Origin of the sequence: Litchfieldia alkalitelluris (assembly GCF_002153425.1) — a bacterium.
GTDB classification, from domain to species: domain Bacteria; phylum Bacillota; class Bacilli; order Bacillales; family Salisediminibacteriaceae; genus Evansella; species Evansella alkalicola.
This window is the reverse complement of sequence record NZ_KZ119600.1, coordinates 1,285,103-1,307,661: the sequence shown is the minus strand read 5'-3', so window position 1 is coordinate 1,307,661 and position 22,559 is coordinate 1,285,103. Positions and strand designations below refer to the sequence as shown.

Below are 22,559 nucleotides of genomic sequence, written 5' to 3'. Positions count from 1 at the left end.
ATTAAACTAGGATGCTTTCATCATAGCTACCTTTTTATTAGAATTGTAGATATAAGCAATAACAGGAACGAATAATAAAACACCTACCACAGAAGTTAGTGTATTAGGCAGCAAGAGTAAGATCCCTAAAGCAACCAAAACAACTCTCTCCACCCGTGACAAATTCCTAAACAAATACCCTTCTGACGCAATGGAAAGGGCGAGTAAAGCAATGACAGCAAAGAACACGGCTAGTAGAATAGAAGTTACACTATAATCGTGAATCAACAATTCTGGTCGATACATAAAATAGAAAGGTAAGATGAACGCAGGTAACCCTAAACGAACGGAAGCCATTGCAGCCGGCCAGAAATCACATTTGGCAATTCCCGAAGCTACCATAGGGTTAATTGCTAGCGGCGGAGTAATCGCTGCTAGAATCGAAACATAAAAGACAAACATATGTGCACTTAAGAGGGAAGAACCAGCGTCGACCAATGCTGGAGCACCTAATAGTGCAACGAGTATATATGCACTTACACTAGGCATACCCATTCCGAAGATAAGACATGCTAATGCAGTTAATAGAAGTAGTGGTAAGAAATGTCCACCGGAAATTTGAATTAACATATTTGAGAACTTTTGGGCGAGTCCTGTTGTAACCATCATCTCTATGGCAATTCCGACTAACGCCATAAATATGAAAAGTGGAGCTCCTGTTCTACCTGATTGATCTAGGCCAGTATAAATATCCTTCACCAAAAGCTTCATTCCCTCCCACTTGAAGGAATACTTGATGAGATATCGAATAAAAGAAAATCCTACCATGGAGATAATTGTCCAGACGACTGACATTCCTGCTGGATACCCAGTTGATAACAAGTAAACAAGAATACCGATAGCTACTAAAAGATGAAAATGATCTTTTAGTATCTTCCAGATGGAATCCTCTTTTTCATCCTCTTTTTTATCAATAGGTGTTACCTTCTCCTTATTCGCTCTCAACTCTACCGATACGGATAAATAAAAGTAGAATAATAGGGCAGGAATAAGGGCTGCTATTGCAATGGAAAAGTACGGTATGCTAGTCAATCCAACCATGACAAAGGCAACAGATCCCATAATCGGTGGCATAATCTGCGCACCTGTGGAGGCGACACTCTCCACTCCAGCTGCATAGTGTGGTCGATATCCTGCTGACTTCATCATAGGGATAGTAAAGGAACCTGTAGTAGCCACATTTGCTGTTGTGCTTCCTACGATAGACCCCATAAACATACTCGTTAAAACTGCAGCTTGGGCAGGACCTGAGCGGAATTTATCTGCAAGCAACCAACCTAAACGCAAAAACATATCCTTTCCACCTAATACAGACAATAACCCAGCAAAAATAAATAAAGGGAAAATGAGAGTAGCACTCAGTGCCGTTAACCTACCATAGATTCCTCCCATAAACATCGTGGAATATCCAATGATTCGTTCCACAGAAATACCACGATGATAAAGTGCTCCAGGGAAATAATTGCCGAAATATGCATACAACAACATTAATAAAACAAAGATAGGTATGATCCATCCCCAATACCTTCGGGACGCTTCCCAGACAACTAGCATCAACATTGCACCCATAATCGTCAACGGGAGTGTCATAACGCCCATCAATCCATATAATTGCTGGAAATTAAAGTGAACATAAACGGTTACGACAAGCGACATTACTAATAGAATGACTGTGATAACCTTTGATAAAAGAGTTAAGTCTTTTTTTAATAGCTGAAGCAGGTAGAATAGGACGAGAGCAAACATTATATGAAGGTTTTTGAACATGTCCTGGGCAATCGGCATAAAAAAGACAATGTATAAATGAGAGACAGCCATGATTACTGCTACGACAGATATTACCTTCTCTAATGAAATATGTCGTTGTTGCTTTGTTAAGTCGTTCATGATATCCACACCTACCTTTCCTGTTTATTTAGGCACCGTCAGCTACTCGATTACCGATAGTTGACGGTGTCCCTCCTGAATCTATTACTCTAATTCCATTAAGCGATCTTCCCAAATTCCCGCTTCTTTGAAATATTTGACTGCACCAGGGTGTACAGGAAGAGTTTCAATAAGTCCACTTGTAACATTCTCTGGAGAAACAGTTTCCAAGTGAGGAGTAATCGCCATGAGATCATCCACGTTTTCAACCAATGTTTTCGTAATCGTATAAGCCAGATCCTCTGACATATCAGGCTTCACTGCAAAAACCATTGGAGCACCATTTAGTTCTAGTGGATCGTGCATGTATTCTGATACATCTGGTGAAATCGTTACGGCTGGGAATCCAGCATCTTCCATCATCTTGTTTACTTCAGGATCTAATGGAATGTATCTAATATCCATCGCTGCTTCCACTTCCATGTTTAATGGATATGGCTCTCCATTTCTAAACAAGAGTGTTCCAGTGTCTGTTCTTCCTCCAATAAATGCGTCCCCTTGTTCACTAATATCCAAGTAGACAGGATTTACTTCAATATCTGCAAGTTCAAAGTATAACGACCAGAATAAATCTAACCCACTACCTGGTGTACCAAACTGTACATCTTTCCCTTCCAGATCTTGTATAGTTTGAATATCTGAATCCTCAGGTACAACAATGGCTTGAGTCAACGAACCATAAGACAATAGCTGTACAGGATTATATTCACCTTCCCCAAATGGTCCTTTCCCTTCCCAAGCATCCATCATGGCAATGTTACTCGTATGCCCTCCGTCAATGTCTCCGTTGAACATGAGTACAATGTTCTCAACATTTCCATCCGTCGCAACAGCTGAATACCTAGCATCCTCCACATGATCATTTAATACACTACTAAATGCTTCAAAAACAATATATCCATAAGAGCCTTCTGTTGATGAGCCGAAAACAATGTCTTCATTTTCACCATTACAAGCACTGAAAACCACTAACGTAGCTATTAAGATTCCTACAATTAAAAATCTCTTCTTGTTCAATTTACTAACCATACTTTTCACCCCTTATCTGTAATTAACCAGAAAACAACGATCCAGCCGCATTCTAGTAATTTCGTAAATCTCGTCCTAACCAAGAAAAGGTCAATTTACAATCTGACAACGCTTACATTTTGAATATTAAAAATACTTAAAGTGGATAATTCCTACCACCATTTTCAGTCAAAATAAAACTCACCTATTTTTCAAACTACCATTTGATTGTTTGGCCGATCCAGGCCAGCATTGGAACAATATCCCTATCAACCCCTTCTTCTTCAGAACGTTTATCTTATAACCATTATATTAATAGTATTAACTCGAATAAACGTTCACTAAGAAGGAATTACTAAACTTCTAACCATTCATGGTGTAGAAGACCATGAGCCTTTACATAGCCAATTTAATTCACTTATATAAGAAAAAACTAGTAAATCATCCGATATGGAAAGATGCTGTCCTTCTATGAAGAGACCACTCTTTCTCAAAGGTACGCCCTTCCATCTCCCCTTTTAATCCGAACAGTAATTCTCCATTGTTGCTGTCTATTGGTTGGAAGTAAATCGCTTGTATGGGGGTTTGCTTATTAATAAATGCCTCGAAAACAAAGCCAGTATCAGTCGAATCTGATTGGGTCATAACATAGACTCCGCTTTCTTCCCCCATTTGAGAAGGGTACAGAAACACATGGTTATCCCTTTCTTCAAATCGGTAGGTTTCCCAATGGACAACTTCTCCCACCTCATTTGCTTTTTGCATGCTTCCAAACATCATGTTATAAACAGGTTCCGTAAAATCGATCACAAATCCTTCGCCTGACCATGAACCTCTTAAAAACGATAATTTATTTAATAGTTTCTCCATAAAAATATAAACTCCTTTTCAAAGTTATTTGGATAATCTCATATTGCTTTGTTCCTTGTCCACCCAATATCTTCACCTAACACTTTCATCTTTACATTCATTATAAAAGTCAGAAATTAATTAAATCACAGTCACCACGTAGGAAAATATGGTGCGTTAATCGTTCCTTTTGATGGAAAAAAGAAGGGGGAACTCCTATATGGACACCCTCCTTCTTTTGATAGTGTTTCTATAAAAATTATATGATTTTAGTCTTCCTATTCTATATCATATTTAGGCAGGCGTATATTTCAGCGGAACGGTTAGTGCACCCCATTCTGCACCAGGTGTCATCTTAATTTCTCCGTTCAATTCAAAATCCTTCGTTCGCTTCAATGCCTCTTCTAAGGTTATACGCAGGAGGCGTCGAGCAAGGGGAGAGCCTGGACATTTATGCGGCCCCTCACCAAAACCAATATGTTGGTCGATGTTTGGACGATTCAAAATGAATTTATCCCCCTCTGGGAATACATCCTCATCACGGTTCGCAGAAGCATACGCGACAGCAATAGGTTCATCTTTTTTAATTAATCTGCCACGAATAACTACGTCTTTCTTCGGTGTCCTTGCCATTCCACGATACGGTACTAAGAGGCGCAAAAACTCCTCCACCCCTGCTGGAATGAGCGTCGGACTCTGTCTTAACTGCTGTTGAATATCTTTATGCATAGCCATATAGGCAAAAATGCTACTTAGCATCACGCTCGGTGCGACCATTCCTGTCACCAATAGTTGTCGGACACACCCTAAAACATATTCATCTGGTAATGGTTCTCCTTCATACTCTGTAACTAATAAGGCACTAGTTAAATCCTCCTTCACATCCATTGGCCTTTCCTTCCGCTCTTGAATAATGTCTCTTGCGATATCATATAACTTCAAACTTAGCCTTTTTACCTCTGGATGATTCATAAATTGGATTTCCCGCACATATCTAGCACTAACATCTTTAATTTGCAAAGAAAGTTCTTTTGGGACATTGAAAAAATCTGCGAACACAAATGGTGGGAATTTAAACGCGTATTCGTCTGCAAAATCCCCTTCCCCACTTGCTATTAGAGGGTCTAGTAATGAAATAGCATCCCTTCGAATGCCTGCTTCCATAGCATCCATCTTTTCTTTGCTGAAAAATTGGTTGATTACTCTTCGATAAGCAGTATGCTCTGGTGGATCAAAGTGTAAAGGTGGCCTACGTCCTGTAAAAGCAAATTTAGGTACTGTATTCTGAACCGATGTGGTAAAAAGTTCATGGTTTTTAACGGTATTTACAACATCATCATATTTAAGTACTGACCAAAATCCATTATAGGAATGACTATGAGCCACAGGGCACTTCCCCCTTAACTCCTTGAATTCCTCATGTGCCGTATAAAAAGTTTCTGGCTTATCTGCAACAAAGTCATTCGTTAATCTAGGATCGTCAAACGGTTTCGTTCCCATGATATTAGTCTCTCCTTCATATCTACCTTATTTATATTAATATTTAGTTTATTATGAAAAATATAGACGTACAACCGTCACTATCGACAAAAACAAGTACAACTGTCCCTCACCAATGTAGGAAACACCTTAAAAAGTTGTGCAAAAAATAGCACCAAAAAAGCACCTGACCCCCAGCACGGTAATGTTTCACCACACTGGGGGTCAGGTGCTTTAAATCAAAAACATCCCATCCCTCTTTTAATCCACATGAATTCCTACTTTGCCTCCATCAAGTTCGATTACCTTCATATCATCTTTTTTATTGTACTCCAAACTTTTTAAAAGGAGGTTGCTTTGTAAGAGCTCTTTAAAATCTTCTATTACTTCTTTCATTGATTCATCAGTATCAAAGACAAGGTTCACTCGTTGTTCTACTGGGAGATTCAATTCTTTTCTATATTGTTGAAAGGAACGAATCAGTTCTCTTACTATCCCTTCTTTACGTAAGTCGTCCGTAATCGTTGTATTTAAGAAAACACTAAAAGTTGAATTTGAAGCCATTTCTAACCCTTGATGTGTTTTTTGATTAACAATTAAATCAGCTTTTTCCACCTGAACCTTTTCACCATTAGGAGTATCAGTTTCAAAATAACCTCGTTCAACAACCTTTCTTGCTTCTTCAGCTGTTAGAGTTTGTAGCTCCTTTTGCACAATACTCACTAGCTTGCCGAGCTTTGGACCTGCAGTTGGAAAGTTCAACTTCAATTCATATTGTACAGAATCTCCGGCATGGTCTTTCAACTGTACACTTTTTACATTAATTTCATCTTTAATGATATATTCATACTTTTGAAGTAGTTCCGTATCACTTTTAGTTCCTACTACAGTAAGCAGAGATAGTGGTTGCTTTGTCTTTATATTTGCCATATTACGAATGGAACGAGCGAGTTCTATAACTTGTAATACCCTATCCATCTCCAGTTCTAATATTGGATTAATCTCTTCTTCATTTGCATTCGTGTAATCAGATAGGTGTACACTCTCACTGGTTAAATTCAAATGAATATCCTCTGCGATAAATGGCGTAAAAGGAGCAAGTAATCGGCTCATTCTTACTAGCACCTTAAATAAAGTATGGTAAGCTGCTAATTTATCCTCATGTAGCCCTTCACTCCAGAAACGGTCACGGGATCTGCGGATATACCAATTACTAACTTGATCAACTAATACACCTATTTCTCTTGCTCCAGCTGTAAAATCGTAGTTATCTAAATGCTCAACAACGTTTTTTGTTACAGTATTTAATCGAGATAACACCCACTTATCCAGGAGTGACCGTTCTCCTTGTTCGTGCTTTGTAGGGTCAAAGCCATCTATCTCTGCATAAAGCGTGTAAAAGGAATGCACATGATTCAAAGTATCGACTAACTTTGATTTTGCCTGACTGACTATGTTTTCGGAAAAGCGTTTATTATTCCACGGTGCACTATCTGAAAGCAATGCCCAACGTAAAGCATCCGCACCGTATTTTTCAACCAAGTCTATTGGGTCTATGACATTTCCTTTACTTTTAGACATTTTACGCCCATTTTCATCTAGGATGTGCCCTAGTGATAAGACCCGTTTATAAGGTGCTTTACTTGTGAAAAGAGAGGATACTGTTAACAAACTATAGAACCACCCTCTCGTTTGATCTACTCCTTCAGCAATGACATCTGCTGGGAATTGTTTATTAAACAACTCTTTATTTTTAAAAGGGTAATGATACTGTGCGAATGGCATTGAACCACTATCAAACCAAACATCAATCACTTCTTTCGTCCTTCTCATTTCATTTGAACAAGAAGGACATTCCACGATAACTTCATCAACATATGGCTTGTGTAGTTCAAGATTCTCCACCATTCCACGCTTTGCCTTTCCTTTCAACTCTTGAATACTCCCAGGTACATACTGATGATTACATTCCTCGCAGATCCATACATTTAATGGTGTCCCCCAGTAACGATTTCTTCCTAAGTTCCAATCAACCATATTTTCTAGAAACTTACCAAAACGTCCATCTTTCATATGATCTGGATACCATTCTACTGTTTGGTTGTTTTTTAAGATAGTCTCTTTGATTTCCGTCGTTTTTATAAACCAGCCTTCCATTGCATAGTAAATAAGTGGTGAATCACAACGCCAGCAGTGTGGATAGCTATGTTCATACTTCTTTTTTGAAAAAAGAAGGCCTTGGTCTGCAAGTAACTTTATGATTTTAACATCGCAATCTTTCGTAAACTCCCCCGCAAGAGGCTTTATATCATCCATGTAACACCCTTTTTCATCTACAACATTTACAAAATCCAATCCATTTTCTTTAATCGAATTGTAATCATCCTCCCCATGTGCTGGAGCTAGATGAACAATACCAGTCCCACTATCTTTTGTTACGAATTTAGCTGAGATAACTTCATGGCCACGTTCTAAAGAAAGGTAGTTAAAAGGCGGTTGATACGTAATCCCAACTAACTCGGGTCCTTTATGTTCACTTATTACTTTACAATTCTCTCCTAAAGTATCTTTTACAAGGTTTTTAGCAAGGATATAAATCTCGCCATCATGCTCCGCTTTCACATAATCTAACTCATCATGTACAGCCAGAGCAACATTTGACGGAAGTGTCCACGGTGTTGTCGTCCAACCTAAAAAGTATTCATTTTCTTTTCCTGCAACCCTAAATTTTACTGTTGCAGATAAATCTTTCACATCTTTATACCCTTGTGCTACCTCATGGGAACTAAGGGAAGTTTGACAGCTAGGGCAATAAGGAGTAACACGGTGCCCACGATACAATAATCCTTTCTCATGAATCTTGGAAAGAATATACCAAACACTTTCAATATAATCATTATTGAGTGTCACATATGGGTCATCCATGTCCACCCAGTATCCAATAGCCTCTGTAAACTTGCGCCACTGTTTCTCATAATCGAAGACACTTTTTTTACATTCAGCTATAAACTTTTCAACCCCATACTCCTCAATTTGTTGTTTACCAGAAACCCCAATTTTCTTTTCGACACCTAATTCAACTGGTAGGCCATGTGTATCCCAGCCTGCTTTCCTTAGTACTTGATGACCACGCATTGTTTGATATCTTGCTACAAAGTCTTTTATCACACGACCTAATACATGCCCAGCATGAGGCAACCCATTCGCAGTTGGTGGTCCTTCATAAAATACAAATGTTTTTTTCCCTTCACGATTTGCTATAGATCTTTGAAAAATATTATCCGATTCCCAATAACCTTGAATTCGCTTTTCCCTTTCTATTGCCCTTTCGTTTACATTAACCTTTCGCATTTTCATCACTCCTTTGTTTTAATAAAATAAAAAACTCGTCCCTAACTAATGTTAGTTAGGGACGAGTTTTAACCCGCGATACCACCCTGATTCTATAAATAAACTTCATCGGTTACATTCATAGCACTCATTCAACGTACAAACATACGCGTTCCTTTTAACGGCGGAATCCCGTCAAAGCTTAAAAATACTTTCAGCTTTGCTTTTCGGAGAGGATATTCAATATGGTCTGAACATTGACTTGCACCAAACGTCAACTCTCTGTAGATCAGATTACATACCTACTCGATCTCGTCATCAAATTTGAAATATTACAGTTTTTGTTAAAACAAGGTTACACACTATGCTCTATAATGTCAAGAACTTCTGAAAAAAATCCTGACCCCCAGCCCAGTGAAGTTTCACCGCACTGGGGGTCAGGTGCTTTAAATTACATATGATTTTATTTCCTTTACCTTTCCAGACTTTGAAGAGTTACTAAACATGTATACATCACAGAAATCAATTTTTGATCCATTTTCTAATGAAATCACACCATTTATTGAGGCAAATTTACCGTGTGTTATAACCTGGTATATTTCCAGACAGTCTACGATATCTTTGTTTCCATTCTGCAAAGTAGTAATGAATGAACATTCCCCTTCTATTTTTATATTCTCTTTCAATTGATGCCAGACGATAGATTCGTGTACATACTCGTTTATATCATTCGGTTGCCCTAATAAAGCTAATGTGAAGTCAATTACTATTTGTTTCCTTGGAGCATTATCACATCCTTTTGGAATGATAAGCTGCATTTCATTCCCTGATCTATTCATGCATACCAAACCCCCTTCCTTAAAAATAGTATTTTATTCTTATTTTTACCAATTAACTGTTCATTTTCCAGTTTTTATTCAATAATAGATATATAACTAGAAATATTTTAGCACGAAGGGGGAGACATATTTGAATAGAATCATTCGTATAACATCGGCATTTTTATCTCCAATATTACTTCTCTACTTAATTTTTTTGGGGAATAATAATAAAACGCTAGAATTGTTAATAGTTTCATTATTTCTACTAACCTTATTTATTTTAGGGAGGCAGCAATTTAAAAAGGAACAGAATAAAGAATTAAGACTGATATTTTATGGGTGCCTGATTTTCGTATTTTTATCGTATACGATTATATATGTTAATTATCTTTTATAAAAGCAAATAACTAAATAACTTTTAACTAGAGATGGCCAATTTAATGAAAAAATGAAATTTTTACGTTTTATCAATGGTTTATTTTAAAAGCGAAAACAAGTCTTTCAAGAAGGGAGATTTTGAATGATTTATAGGATATTGTTATATATGGCAATCATTATTTTTATAATAAATTATTTTGTAATGCCTACATTTTTTAATGTAAACCCTACTGATTCTGGTTTATTTATTGGGTTAATATTGATATGTATTGTAATTGGTCATATCCTGAATCGCGAGAAATAGTTCGGCAATATCCCTCGCAAATCAGAACCGTCTCCATTGACCGTATAATTTGCAAATTAAAATGGCACGAAGAATTGATTCTTCGTACCATTTTTTTAAGTTATAAACAAGTTTTAACTACTATTTTATTAAGTGTTCTATCTTAATTCGTACACTATTTAATACTTCTGTGTTTACTTTGCCAAATCTTTTTCTAATAATTTCTTTTGAAAGTGTATAAACTTTGTCTGCTCTCACTGCTGATGTAACTTTAAGAGCACCTTCACTTAAGTCTTCTTGCTCAATCACGACCGAATAATCAAGTTCTTTTAATTGTGATGTAATAGCAACTACAAGAACATCATCAGTCATCTGATTATAATCATCGTTTGATATGATCAGAACAGGGCGTTGTTTTCTATTTGATAAGTCACTGAACGGTACTGGAATTAAAACAATGTCACCTTGTTCATACATCATTCCAAACCTCATCATCTATATCATTTTCCCAAAAATCAATGCTACTTTCGCTCGCTTTTGTTAAATCCTCTGATAATTTTTTTTCTCTTTTCACCTTTAAATACTCAGCAAAGTCCAAAATTTTATCGACTTCTTGCTCTGGAATTTCATCAATAATCTTTAGTAATCGTTCTTTAGCAGTATTCATGATGTTCATCACCTCTTTCATGAATATTTTATCTAATTATACCATTTTGGATTACTTCAAACCATTGGTGTAGTGGTAAAGCTCTCCGATAGTTTTGAAAAAGATGCCTGTCCCTCACTACTGTAAATTTTCACCGCACTGGGGGTCTTGCACTTTAAATCCTCGCAAATCAGAACCGTCCCCATTGACACCCTTCTCCGCCTCCCACCCTATAATCCTGCCATTCATAAGGGAGTAACGCCTGGTACTTCTTCTGTAAAAATCGATCATCAATTAAGGCAATCACACCAGTATCCGAATCAGAGCGAATCAGACGTCCGCCTGCTTGCAGTACTTTATTCATTCCAGGATAAACATATGCGTAATCAAAGCCATTCTTTCCAACCGATTGGAAATGGTCCTTGATTATATCCCGTTCAAAACCAATCTGTGGCATGCCGACCCCAACGACGATCACACCTTTCAGTCGGTCACCTTTTAAGTCCACTCCTTCAGAAAAGATTCCTCCTAGTACAGCAAAACCTACCAATCTCTCGGCACGTTCAGATGTAAACTGTGCCAAAAAATCTTCCCTTTCTACTTCGGCCATTCCCACATCTTGAATAATCGTAGACACACTTGGATAATACTCCGTAAATTGCTCATATGCGTCTCTCATATATTGATAGGACGGGAAAAAGATTAAGAAATTTCCTTCCTTCTTATCTATCACATCTTTGATAAAGTGTACCATCGGCGCCATTGTTTTTTCCCTATCCCGATATCTCGTCGATAATGGTTGAATGATGACCTCCGAGTTTTCTCTCGCAAAAGGGGAGGGAATCGAGATAACATAATCCTCCGATTGTCCACCAAGTAACTCTCGATAATAATCGGCAGGTATTAACGTTGCTGAAAAGAACACCCTCGCCCGAAACCCTTTCCCCATTTTAAAAATTTGTTGGGATGGATCAAGGCAAAATAATTTCAGTTTCACTTCACTTTTATGAACGTCAATATAAGTAATGAATTGCTCATTGTAGAGTTTAGCAATTTTCACAAAGTTTTGTGCGGCAAAATACGTCTCTAGCAACAATTCATGATCATTCTTTACTAGCTCTAGCTCCGCTTCCATAACGAATGCTTCCAGTAATGCTACAAGATCTTCATCTAAATCCTTTCGTAAATAGTCCTCAGACTTCTTCACTTGCAATAAATAGTCATTGATCGCTTTAGCCTCTGCAGCAAGGGGGCTTTTATTGAAATCCCTTTTCAGCTGCAAAAAGTTGGATTTTTGAATTGTAGCAGAATACATTTCCCTCCCACGATCCACTAAGTTATGCGCTTCATCTACTAGGATGGCCGTTTTCTTTTTCTGATCTTCCATCAACCGCTTTAATGAAACTCTTGGGTCAAAAATATAATTATAGTCACAAATGACGGCATCTACTGCATAAGCAAGTTCGATGGAAAATTCAAATGGACAAACCTGATGCTTTCGAGCGTACTGTTCAATAATGCCTCGATTTATAAGATTTTCCTGCTTTAAGATATCAATAATCGCCTCGTTTATACGGTCATAAAAGCCAGCTGCAAATGGACATTTTTCACTCGTACAAATCGTTTCCTCTTGAAAACAAATTTTGTCTTTGGCGGTAATTGTCAGCACTTTCAAATCGAGACCGTGATCAATCAATAACTGGAATGCTTCTTCTGCCGCTGTTCTTGTAATTGTTTTCGCAGTTAAATAAAACATTTTCTCCAGTTTTCCTTCACCAATCGCTTTGACAGCTGGAAAGATAGTAGATATTGTTTTCCCTATCCCAGTCGCAGCACTTGCGAAGATTGTTTTTTTGTCATCAATTGTTTTATATACAGCACCTGCAAGTTTACGTTGCCCTTCGCGATATGTTTCAAACGGAAACGCCAGCGCTTTACTTGTCTTATTCCGCTCATTTTTATGATTAATCTTCACTTTTAAAAAACTAGCATATTCCTCCATTACATCATTAACGAATGATTTCATTTCTTCATAAGTCATCACACGACGAAATTGCTTCCGCTCCATCGTTTTCCCCTGCACATATGTAAGTTGAATCGTCATCTCTGATAATTGATGGTCACCAGCATAAATATATCCGTAAAAAATAGCCTGTGCCCAGTGGACTGGATGTGTGTCTTCCTCAACATCATCTAAAGAATGTACCGTAGACTTGATTTCATCAATGGTCACAGAATCCTCATCTTTCAGCAATCCATCACACCGACCGTCCACTCGAACAACAAAATCTTGATAAGGAATATCTGCTTCTACATATACTTCCTTTTCATCCTGTTCGCGATAGCCTTTTTGGATTAACTGATGGATTCTTGTTCCTTCTGTCATCGTCGAAGAAGTGCGGAAGCCAGATTCAATACTGCCACTTCGATACACATATTCTACTAAATTTCTCACTGAGATTTTCACCATGTTCGTCATCTTATCACCTAAAGTCATTATCAGTGGCGATGGGAGGGAAGTCAAGCGCATAAAGGTACCAGATCAAGCCTCGATCTGGTATGAGATTTGCGATTTCCTCTTTTTCATACCTGATCAAGCCTCGATCTGGTATGAGATTTGGAATTTCCTCTTTTTCATACCTGATCAAGCGTCGTTCGATTAAAAAAGAATACCTGACCCCCAGCACGGTAAAGTTTCATCGTACTGGGGGTCAGGCACTATAAACAATCATTAACCTAAAAGAATCTTTTCTCCTTTTGCTGCGCTTTCTAAAGCACCGAATACCATTTCCATACTTTTAATATTATCTCTGCAGTCCGTTTCTGCTTGTCGTCCCTCAGACAAGGCCGTGAACATTTCGTCTAGACAGCCGAAGTGTCCTTCTCGTATCTTTTCTGGCACTTCAATTTGTTCTCTAGTAAACTCATTTAAAAATACTTTTTCTGATGTTGGTTTTACAGTTTCATAGAAAGGTGAGTGAACCCCGTCCCAGATAGCCGTACCTTTCGTGCCATTCACCCGCCAGGTAGATTCCCAAGAGGTTGGCACCCCTTCCGCACACCATGATCCCCTATAATTAAATACTGAACCATCAGACATTTCAAAAATACAGATGGCAGCAGCATTTCCTTTATACCATGATCCTTCAGGGTTAAATTCATGGCAATAAACAGATACTGGATCTGCCCCTATTATAAAACGTGCTTGATCGAAAGTATGAATTGCCATATCTAGGATTAATGGACTTTCCATTGCATCTCTAAAACCGCCAAAGTGAGGTGCCATAAAAAAGTCAGCGCTTACAAAACTAGTTTTTCCAATTACATCATCCCTGATAACTCGACGGAGAGCACGTATTTGGTTGATGTAACGGCGGTTTTGCATCACAGCATAAAAACGGTTAGATGCCTCCGCAGCTGCTACGAGCTGTCTCGCATCTTCTATTGATGACGCCATTGGCTTTTCAGCCATTAGGTCACAGCCTGCCTCAAAGGAGGATATGGCAATCTCCTTATGGGCATCAGGGATTGTTGTATCAAATACTACATTTGCTTCCGTTGCAGATGCCCCTTCCTTTACTTCTCTAAATATCGGTACTTTCAGCTGATGCTCATTGGAGAAGGCTTTCGCATTTGCCTCATTGATATCAACTAAACCAACAATGTCAATGTCAGAATGCTTTAATGCATAATCTACCCACGTATTTGCCATACTGCCACAGCCTGCTAATAATACTCTATATCTCGCCATCTTAATCCTCCTTAGGGTTAGGGACGAAATCTCCGCCTCTGCACTGCTTTAAATAGTTTAATGCATGCACCTGACCAGTCATTTCCAATTCCCCATGGTACACTGGATCATGCCACCCCTCAATATCAATTGTTCCTGTATAGTTATTCTGTCTTAAAATGGTGATGATGTCGGTCCAATTCGTATCCCCAAATCCAGGGGTACGGTGCCATACAAATTCCCTCGGGCCATGTATCCCATACTCTTTCACTATATCCCAGGCTATTGTTGCATCTTTTCCATGCACATTAAATATTTTCGGTGCCCATTTTCTAAGCTGTGGAATAGGGTCAATTAAGCTGACCATTTGATGGCATGGTTCCCATTGTAGACCAATGTTTTCTGAAGGCAATGCATTGAACATCATTTCCCATGCTGTTGGATTATGTGCGATGTTCCAATCCCCTTTTTCCCAAGTGCCGTCCATATCACAATTCTCAAAAGCTATTTTTAGTCCGCGATCCTCGGCTCTTTTCGATAATTCACCAAACACTTCCTTAAATTTAGGAATGGATTCATCTATCGGGGCATCGGTAATTCTTCCAGTAAATCCAGAAACGATATCTGTTTCAAATAAATGAGCATGATCAATTAACCTTTCCCAGCTTGCTAACGTATCTGCATTGTCTCCGTGTCCTGTTAACGGGTTCCCAAATATACCAAGATTAGAGATAACAAACCCATGCTCCTCTTTTAACGCTTTAATTTTTTTTGCTATTTCTTCTAGGTCTGCATTCCCCGTTGTCTGCCAAAAGGTTAAACTAAATGATTCAAATCCATGTGAAACGATCTGCGGTATGACTTGTACTGCTGTATTCCCACCTACTAATGTTCCTATTCTAATTTGATTCATCACTATCGCTCCCTTTTCAGATTCATTTCTTTTTGATTTAAGTACCGTTTTTTTACAAAAAAACTAGCAGAAACGCTTTAGTTATTGGAATGATATTGTATTAAATTTCGACTAATTAAATCTATAATCCTTCATCGAATCTAAAAGAGATAGAATTGGGGCAAGCTGGACCGGTTCCAATAAAAAAAGCCATCCATTAGGATGACTTTGTTAATCACGCGCCTACATTTAAAGCCCTATTTCATCAACTGCATAAGTAGCGTCTTCCGTGCTAAACCCTTCAAATTCTAGCTGCTGGATTAGACCGCTTCTTGAAAAACTCGTGTAGTCTAAGTAATCTTGAGCCATAATTACCGCTTGCTCTCGCCAATCAACATTTATCTGATTGACTGCATAAGTAGCATCATCATCATCAAAACCTTCAAACTTTAACTGATCTATGAGACCGCTTTTAGAAAAAGCTGTATAAGCTAAATAGTCTCTAGCCATCGCTACTGCATTTTGTTGTGATAACGTTTCACTTTCTGTTTCTTCCACAACCTCTTCTTGTTCTTCTGCTGGCGCTTCTTCCTCTGCCGGCTCTTCTATTTCCTCTTCTTCTTCAGCTTCTTCTACTTCCTCAACCTCATCTTCTATTTCTACATTTTCTTCTACTTCATTTTCTTCCTGTTCTTCCTCCGCTAGTTCTCCTACAGGTTCAGGTGCAGTAATTGCAAAAAGGATTAAAAAAACAAGCGTAGATACTACAGTCACGAGTAATGCTTTTGGTCTAGAGCTTGCCCTAACTAAACCAGGTTTAATTAAAGCGACGGGAATAGCGATTAATGACAATAGAAACAAGATGAAAAACAATGTACTCATTTTCCAAACCTCCTCTTTTCCCCTATACTCTCCGAAAAAGTGGACATTATTCCTTTAGTCAGTTATGTCACGTTCCCCACCTTACCAGCATTGTTGTGACAGCTTCAGCTTCAATGAAACACCTTTCTTATATAAAAAAAGCCGTTTATGGGCTTCTTATAGGAATAACAATATTAAAATAATTGGTATCGTTATAAGTAAAGTTAATAAGCAGCCACAACCCATCATCTTAACGCCAGTTTGCTGCATTCCCCTACCAACTTTATCTAACTTCTCTGCCCTATCTAACCATTTTTGCTTTCGTTCTTCCTCGTTCATATTATCTACACTCCCATTTCAAACCGTCCAAATTACCCTGCTCAATTACCAGGTCAGTTACAGGTCAGTTACCAGGTAACTGAGCATCTTCCTACTACACCAATTGCAATAAACGTTGATATATAGCCGTTTCTTTAATATTGCACGTGTGCAAAGTTACCAGCTAAGCGTAAGGACTTCGCTTTCAATCGCTCAAAAAATGGTATATTAAATACACTCCCAAAAAATAATGTTGAAAAAATAGTTAGTACCCAGACGAGACCTTTGTTTTTAGAGTAGAGGTAGCTGTACAAATACATTTTTAAATAAAGCAACCATGTCCAATAAATCGTCCAACCATATCGATAAATAATCATGTTTACTTTCAATGCGACCCATTCTAATAAGGTTGAAAGTGTAGCCCATTTAACAATATAAGTGACTGCTTTCATTTTATCCCTTGGCATCCTCGAAACAAACGCGAGAACCATGAGTGGAGTCGTGATGGCCACATTTATCGTTCGAATAAACGTTTTGCTAAAATGCGGATCAAGAAAATCCCACACGAGTTTCCGGTGACAAAATACGTAATAGACAACATTCATAAAAGAAACATATCCTACGATGTGAGAATGATATTTCAATTTTGGTAAGCTGCCCCTTTTATGATTGAAGAGAATTAAAATAAGGATCAACAAGATATGCTTCATGATTATTTTCCCTCGGTTGATGTTTTTGTAAAAATAGTTCTATCGTTTCTGTACTGTGTTTTTGATATATTCTCAAATATATTTTTACATTTAGAAGCAACATAATGCATGAAAAGGTGAAATAGAATCGAAAGCCCAACCGGAAATGATGTTCGTAAAAAACCGATATTTTTCAAAAAGATATCAAGTGTAGTTTGAAGAAGGCTAGTCACCATTGTCCCTGTCCATATATTATTAAACTTAAATCGCTGCAACAATATCCAAGTAGCTACTGCCGCGTAGGCAGGAGCGACAAAGAAATGTTTTTTCCAATTATGATAAATGCTAAATCCAAGCCGAAATTTCTTGGCTACAGCTATATAAAACATTATGTTTAAGTAAATAACCATGACCATGTGGAAAAAAGATAGGTGGAGTACAGCAGTCTTTTTTCTCTTGATTAAGCCATACCAATAATCACTGATATAGAAAAAGAATGGAATCAATAACCCTGTGTATGTTGTTCGCCACCATTTTTGCTTGTAAATCTTTAACTTTACAAACAATTCTTCCACTAAAACAAAATAACTGGCAAATAAAGTTTTCCCAACCCAACCGATATTGAAAGCCGTAATGAAGACAGCAGTAAAGGGGACGTAAATAAATTGAGATAAAACTCCGCCTAACACATTATCCATATAATTATGCTTTAAGATTTTAGGCTTGTATCGATACCCACTGTAATAAAGGAGGAAATACTCGAGCAGATATGCTAAACCAACATTAGATGCTAACAACGCTAATAAACCGCTTCGGTCCTTTTTCTTATAGAGAGTAATGAGGACAAGAAGGACATGTACTCCAAGAAGGCTTATAAATGATACCCGATTTATTCTTCGTTTTCGCATAAAACCTCACCAATCCTTCATTAATTGGGATTCATGGGAGGGATTATATTGTATATTTTCGTTCCTCGAAATCCACCGTCCCCAACCATCATTTTGTTTTATTGTTAGTTTTAAACACAGAGTATATCCATGAAAGAATAACCAAAAAGGAGCCTGACTCCCAGCACGATAAAGTTTCAGCGTACTGGGGAACAGGCCCCTTTAATTAGTGTTATAACAAAACCTTTTTTCGCGAATATTAACCATTAGTATAACTATGGAGGGCTTATATGTTTTTTGGAAAATCTAACAGATACCCATATATAATATTGTTAATTCTTCATACGCTGCTACTTCTGTTCACTTTTGCAAAGGCTCAGAATAGAAAGTCCCTAATTGTTTTATTGCTATCAAACATGGGAATAGCTTATCTATTTGAATACATGGTCTTGTCGTTCCTTCATTTATATAGGTATAAACCGAAATTTTTCAAAAAAAACTTTTTAGATGAAATTTCAGGAGCGATTTTATCTCAAGCGGTTTACGTTCCATTTACCGCTCTCTTTATTACTGCCTTTAGGCTAAATTGGGTTGTAAAATTAGGATTTGCGTTTTACTTCGCATTCATTGAGAAACTTTTTATCATGATGGGGATATTTAAAAAACGTCGCTGGAAAACAAGGTACACATTAGTACTAACTTATCTTTATTTCCACATAAGTGACCAGTGGCTTCGCTTCTTAAAAAAAGGGAACTCATTTATTCAAAAGTTAACCCTTTATAATATGATGCAGTTTACGTGTATTAACTTTTTGGTCGCTTTAGAAATGCTACACTTATTAAGTTTTGGTAGAGGAAAACATCACTCTCTAATGGAACAGCATAAAATGGAAACTTCCTATTCCACTTTCATGTCCATTTTAAAAACGTGGGTCACTTATACAAGAAGCATAAAAGCCAAAGTGTTGGTGGTCATTGGTAAAAGTGTGTTCGATTACGCTTTAAGAAAGGGTAACCTGATAAAAATAAAGTCAACTATCCCAATTATAATTATTGATATTATCGTTGTCTGTTTAGGACCAGTATATAAAAAATGGATTGGAGATATTAAACAGGTGGAGGAAGGAAGCACAGAGTAAACAATTAAAAAGTTTGCTGATCTTAAGCTTGCGGAAACCAACAACAAATAAACGACCATCAATAGTAGGTCGTTTATTTGTTATTGTGCAGTCTCGCTAACATTTATGTAGGAAAACTTTTGAGGCATTCATGTCATTTTAAGAGTGCTTAAACAAACTTGTTTTTATAGTATTCACGTAATTCAAGTGCATTATCTTCCCATTCTGTTGTGCGACCATGGATTAATTGACCAAGGACATCCAAGCATCTATGCCAGCCTGCAGCTGTATATATTACCATTGCCCGATCGTCAAACGTATGGCTAAACGTCAAGGTGCACCCATGTTCTGCTTCATGAATCCTTATCTCTAACAAATCATCAACTTCCTTAAAACAAAAGGAATATGGAGGATTTAATTCGGTAATAACCGCCTCATAGACTGACCCTTCACCATCATCGAACTTTATCTTTCCACCAACACGAATATCCATATCTCCAGTTGCGAATGGATACCACTGAGTGAAATAATGAGGATCGGTAATATAACGAAAAACTTCTTTAGGACTAAATGGATATTTGCGTTCAAAAACTAAGACAGATCTACCATCTTTTTCAAGGAGTCTTCCATAATCACTCATAAATACTGACCTCCTATTTTTAAAACAATTACTGTTCCCTTACTTCAGATGATCGGTTTTTCTATCTTCAAAACGACCCTCATTATCATTTTCAACGACATGTTTAAGTATGGACAACTTGTTATTCCAAAACTGTTCATAATAAGCAAGCCATTGTTTTACTTCTGTTAACGGTTCCGGTTGCAAATGATAAATCTTTTCCCTACCTACTTTTTTCCCACTAACTAGATTTGCTTCAGAAAGTATATGAAGGTGTTTTGCGACGGCTGTACGGCTTATTGAAAAATGTGATGTTATTTCCGATATTGCTAAGTCGTTGTTGGCAAGTAAGCGCAGGACCTCTCTTCTTGTTGGGTCAGCAATAGCTTGGAAAACATCATGCTTTGCTGCTGTCACTTATTCTTCAACTACCTTTCGAAGACCTTCATTAACAATCCCAACCCAACCATGATCCATTCTCTCACGAACAACAGAACTCTTCTCGTTTGCTTTTGGCAGGACAGTATCTGGCTCTTTCCAGCCACTATGTATAAGTGTAAACTCAGTTTTTTCACCCAAGTCTTTTAGTAGAAAAGAAACGATCCAACCATCAGTATCCCATGAAAATGAGATTTTGTTCGGTTCATCCACTTCTAAAACTTTACATGGAGATGGACCAAAGGGTGATTGCACATGGAATTCATGTCCAACTTTAGGTTCAAAATTATTGGGCATAAACCATGATTCAATACCTTCAGCAGTTGATACCTTATCCCATACTTTTTGTATAGGTGCTTCAAAAATTACTGTTTGCTTAATATCTTGTAATGTTTCCATTTTCATTACTCCTTTTTTACGAAAAATATAATAAAATGATTGGGTTTTATTTCACCCAATAATATAACACCTTTTGGTTTCATGTCAAACTTAAAAAGGAACCTACCCTTAGTACGTGAAATATATCCCGTACTGGGGGGCTCCACTTTAAACCTAAATATTTTGTTTACGGTCTACCATTTGAGGCGGTTCTTCCATCCAACCATTTTTAATCATGATCTTCGCACCCTTATGGGCATACTCAAATATATCTTTCATAAAAATTGTCATTTTGGCAGATAAGTCATTTCTTAAACTAAATGCAGTCCCGAGGGAGTTACTCCCCATAGAAAAACTGCAAAAAATACTTGTACAGTACATCATTAACTTATCAGAAAAAGGAGCCACCGTTGAACGAGTTGTATTTCCACCTGCTGTTTGAGGAATTGGTATGTTTTCTTGAATCATAATTTCGCTTAACTCCTTAATAATACCTTTAGCAAGTTCAGCGCCTTCATTAAAATACTTCTTAACCTCAGCATCATTTGCGCACTGGGCAAACCCTAAAATCAACTGCACTCCTGTAAGATTCGATTCAATTGCTTTATAAAGGTGAGATACTTCAACCGTATTTAATGTCCTTTTCTCACTAAAGGGATTAATCACCCCTCCACCTAAATAGCTATTGTCTGTGACAAATTCAACTGATTTTGGCATAGATACATAAGGCGATCTAACAAGTAACCCCTTTTCGAGTAAAAATTGTGAAGAAATTCTATAATACTTTTGGGTTATAGCTGTAAGTTCCTCAAAAAGTTTATTAATATCTTCTCGAAAAGTCATTGTGATATTAAGTGAATGTAGCCCCATACTGATTTGCTGTAATAGACGAACAAACATGATATCAAAACCATTATCGTAGAGATTAGGAACTCCTTTGTTTATATCTTGTGCCGTGTATCCAACAGGAATAACAGCACCTTCTTGTTCATAAATTTCAATTATTTTTGCAACAAATGGCTCTAGCTCATCATGCAAATTGGTCATCATATCCTTAGCTTTTTCGTCTTCTGCCTTCTCTATAAAGTACTCTAATATTCTTGATTATTGCGGACAGAATGAGCCAGGAGTGCGGAGTTTTGATCCACTGTTTGCGGACATCTGAGCCAGTAAGTGCGGGGAAAGAGCCAATGTTATCAAAGTATAGATTAGCCATTGGAACAAAACTTGTTCCAATGGCTGTTTGTATTATCTAAATTTTTTATCTTCTAATTGCTTATCAATAATCTCAATTGCCAGACGAACGAGCTCATCCTGATCTAAATCCTCTTCCTCATTCCATATGCAGGAGGGTAATAGTCTTTCTTCTACTGCCATCCTCACTTCATCGGGTAAATACATATGCAAAAAATACCTAGCTATACGATTTTCAACTTCTTCTGGAATCATTTAGATACCGCCAATCCATGACGTTCTCTCATTGAAACTTCGCCATCAACTAGAATCTTATATGAATCGTGAACGATTCGGTCAAGAATCGCATCTGCTATTTGTGCTTGTCCAAGTTTTGAATGCCATCCTTCTGGCGAAAATTGAGAACAGAAAATAGTCGATGCTTTCTTTAACCTTGCTTCAATAATTTCTAACACATGAAGTACATTCTCCTCTGAGAGTTCTGTTAATAACCATTCATCCAGTATCAATAAATCAATTTTTTTGTATTTTTGAATTAACTTGCGAAAACTGCCATCTGCTTCATATTTTGCTATAGCTAATTCATCGAGTAATTCTGGTAATCTAATATATTTTACTTTGTAAAATTGGCGACATGCATGAACGCCAAAGGCATTTGATATCCACGTTTTTCCGT

22 protein-coding genes and 1 other annotated feature are annotated in these 22,559 nt (G+C 37.5%); of the genes, 1 reads left to right on the top strand and 21 read right to left on the bottom strand.

The annotated features are described in order from the left end of the window. Positions 1 to 6: 6 nt before the first annotated feature. From BW724_RS06065 to BW724_RS05995, 15 genes are all read right to left on the bottom strand, one after another. Positions 7 to 1,926 carry a TRAP transporter permease gene (locus BW724_RS06065; RefSeq protein ID WP_088074377.1) on the bottom strand — a complete coding sequence of 640 codons (1,920 nt, stop codon included), beginning with the start codon at positions 1,924 to 1,926 and terminating at the stop codon, positions 7 to 9. 84 nt (positions 1,927 to 2,010) lie between these two features. Beyond that, complete coding sequence (locus BW724_RS06060) at positions 2,011 to 2,994, bottom strand: TAXI family TRAP transporter solute-binding subunit (protein WP_088074376.1); 984 nt, start codon at positions 2,992 to 2,994, stop codon at positions 2,011 to 2,013. Between the two features lie 420 nt (positions 2,995 to 3,414). Next, positions 3,415 to 3,843, bottom strand: coding sequence for a hypothetical protein (locus tag BW724_RS06055; protein ID WP_088074375.1), 429 nt, complete (start codon positions 3,841 to 3,843; stop codon positions 3,415 to 3,417). Positions 3,844 to 4,116: 273 nt separating this feature from the next. After that, positions 4,117 to 5,322, bottom strand: a complete 1,206-nt coding sequence (locus BW724_RS06050) for a cytochrome P450 (RefSeq protein ID WP_088074374.1) — start codon at positions 5,320 to 5,322, stop codon at positions 4,117 to 4,119. 240 nt (positions 5,323 to 5,562) lie between these two features. Then, a complete protein-coding gene (gene ileS, locus BW724_RS06045) occupies positions 5,563 to 8,652 on the bottom strand; it encodes an isoleucine--tRNA ligase (protein WP_088074373.1) in 3,090 nt (1,029 codons plus the stop codon). Positions 8,653 to 8,706: 54 nt separating this feature from the next. Beyond that, positions 8,707 to 8,959, bottom strand: a binding site (T-box leader). Between the two features lie 118 nt (positions 8,960 to 9,077). Next, positions 9,078 to 9,470, bottom strand: coding sequence for a hypothetical protein (locus tag BW724_RS06040; protein WP_088074372.1), 393 nt, complete (start codon positions 9,468 to 9,470; stop codon positions 9,078 to 9,080). 784 nt (positions 9,471 to 10,254) lie between these two features. Beyond that, positions 10,255 to 10,593, bottom strand: a complete 339-nt coding sequence (locus BW724_RS06030) for a type II toxin-antitoxin system PemK/MazF family toxin (protein WP_235848908.1) — start codon at positions 10,591 to 10,593, stop codon at positions 10,255 to 10,257. Then, entirely contained in the window at positions 10,583 to 10,780 is a 198-nt protein-coding gene (locus BW724_RS06025) for a DUF2281 domain-containing protein (RefSeq protein WP_088074369.1), read from the bottom strand. Before BW724_RS06025 ends, BW724_RS06030 begins: the two co-directional genes overlap by 11 nt. A gap of 169 nt (positions 10,781 to 10,949) precedes the next feature. Continuing rightward, a complete protein-coding gene (locus BW724_RS06020; protein WP_088074368.1) occupies positions 10,950 to 13,238 on the bottom strand; it encodes an ATP-dependent DNA helicase in 2,289 nt (762 codons plus the stop codon). Between the two features lie 252 nt (positions 13,239 to 13,490). Continuing rightward, positions 13,491 to 14,510 (bottom strand): Gfo/Idh/MocA family protein, encoded by a 1,020-nt coding sequence (locus tag BW724_RS06015; RefSeq protein ID WP_088074367.1) that lies wholly within the window; start codon positions 14,508 to 14,510, stop codon positions 13,491 to 13,493. A gap of 1 nt (position 14,511) precedes the next feature. Further along, positions 14,512 to 15,402, bottom strand: coding sequence for a sugar phosphate isomerase/epimerase family protein (locus BW724_RS06010; protein ID WP_088074366.1), 891 nt, complete (start codon positions 15,400 to 15,402; stop codon positions 14,512 to 14,514). A 228-nt stretch (positions 15,403 to 15,630) separates the two neighbouring features. After that, positions 15,631 to 16,263: an Ltp family lipoprotein gene (locus tag BW724_RS06005; RefSeq protein WP_088074365.1), complete on the bottom strand. Its 633-nt coding sequence runs from the start codon at positions 16,261 to 16,263 to the stop codon at positions 15,631 to 15,633. Positions 16,264 to 16,419: 156 nt separating this feature from the next. Further along, entirely contained in the window at positions 16,420 to 16,581 is a 162-nt protein-coding gene (locus BW724_RS23530) for a hypothetical protein (protein WP_176371314.1), read from the bottom strand. 134 nt (positions 16,582 to 16,715) lie between these two features. Further along, a complete protein-coding gene (locus BW724_RS06000) occupies positions 16,716 to 17,270 on the bottom strand; it encodes a hypothetical protein (protein WP_088074364.1) in 555 nt (184 codons plus the stop codon). Positions 17,271 to 17,272: 2 nt separating this feature from the next. After that, entirely contained in the window at positions 17,273 to 18,157 is an 885-nt protein-coding gene (locus BW724_RS05995; RefSeq protein WP_088074363.1) for a hypothetical protein, read from the bottom strand. Positions 18,158 to 18,426: 269 nt separating this feature from the next. Here BW724_RS05995 and BW724_RS05990 point away from each other — a divergent pair, with 269 nt between their 5' ends. Further along, entirely contained in the window at positions 18,427 to 19,275 is an 849-nt protein-coding gene (locus BW724_RS05990) for a hypothetical protein (RefSeq protein ID WP_088074362.1), read from the top strand. Positions 19,276 to 19,423: 148 nt separating this feature from the next. Here BW724_RS05990 and BW724_RS05985 read toward each other — a convergent pair whose 3' ends face one another. From BW724_RS05985 to BW724_RS05960, 6 genes are all read right to left on the bottom strand, one after another. Next, a complete protein-coding gene (locus BW724_RS05985; protein WP_088074361.1) occupies positions 19,424 to 19,894 on the bottom strand; it encodes an SRPBCC family protein in 471 nt (156 codons plus the stop codon). A gap of 39 nt (positions 19,895 to 19,933) precedes the next feature. After that, a complete protein-coding gene (locus BW724_RS05980) occupies positions 19,934 to 20,290 on the bottom strand; it encodes an ArsR/SmtB family transcription factor (protein WP_088074360.1) in 357 nt (118 codons plus the stop codon). Continuing rightward, a complete protein-coding gene (locus tag BW724_RS05975; protein ID WP_417891433.1) occupies positions 20,291 to 20,716 on the bottom strand; it encodes an SRPBCC family protein in 426 nt (141 codons plus the stop codon). It abuts the gene before it with no gap. 147 nt (positions 20,717 to 20,863) lie between these two features. After that, the gene (locus tag BW724_RS05970; protein ID WP_235848907.1) at positions 20,864 to 21,739 is read right to left on the bottom strand and encodes a DUF3231 family protein; all 876 of its coding nucleotides are present in this window, start codon (positions 21,737 to 21,739) and stop codon (positions 20,864 to 20,866) included. 198 nt (positions 21,740 to 21,937) lie between these two features. Beyond that, on the bottom strand, positions 21,938 to 22,138 hold the full coding sequence (locus tag BW724_RS05965) for a hypothetical protein (RefSeq protein WP_088073469.1): 201 nt from the start codon (positions 22,136 to 22,138) through the stop codon (positions 21,938 to 21,940). After that, a partial coding sequence (locus tag BW724_RS05960) for an ATP-binding protein (RefSeq protein WP_176371548.1) occupies positions 22,135 to 22,559 on the bottom strand: 425 nt, incomplete at its 5' end. The genes BW724_RS05965 and BW724_RS05960, both read right to left, overlap by 4 nt.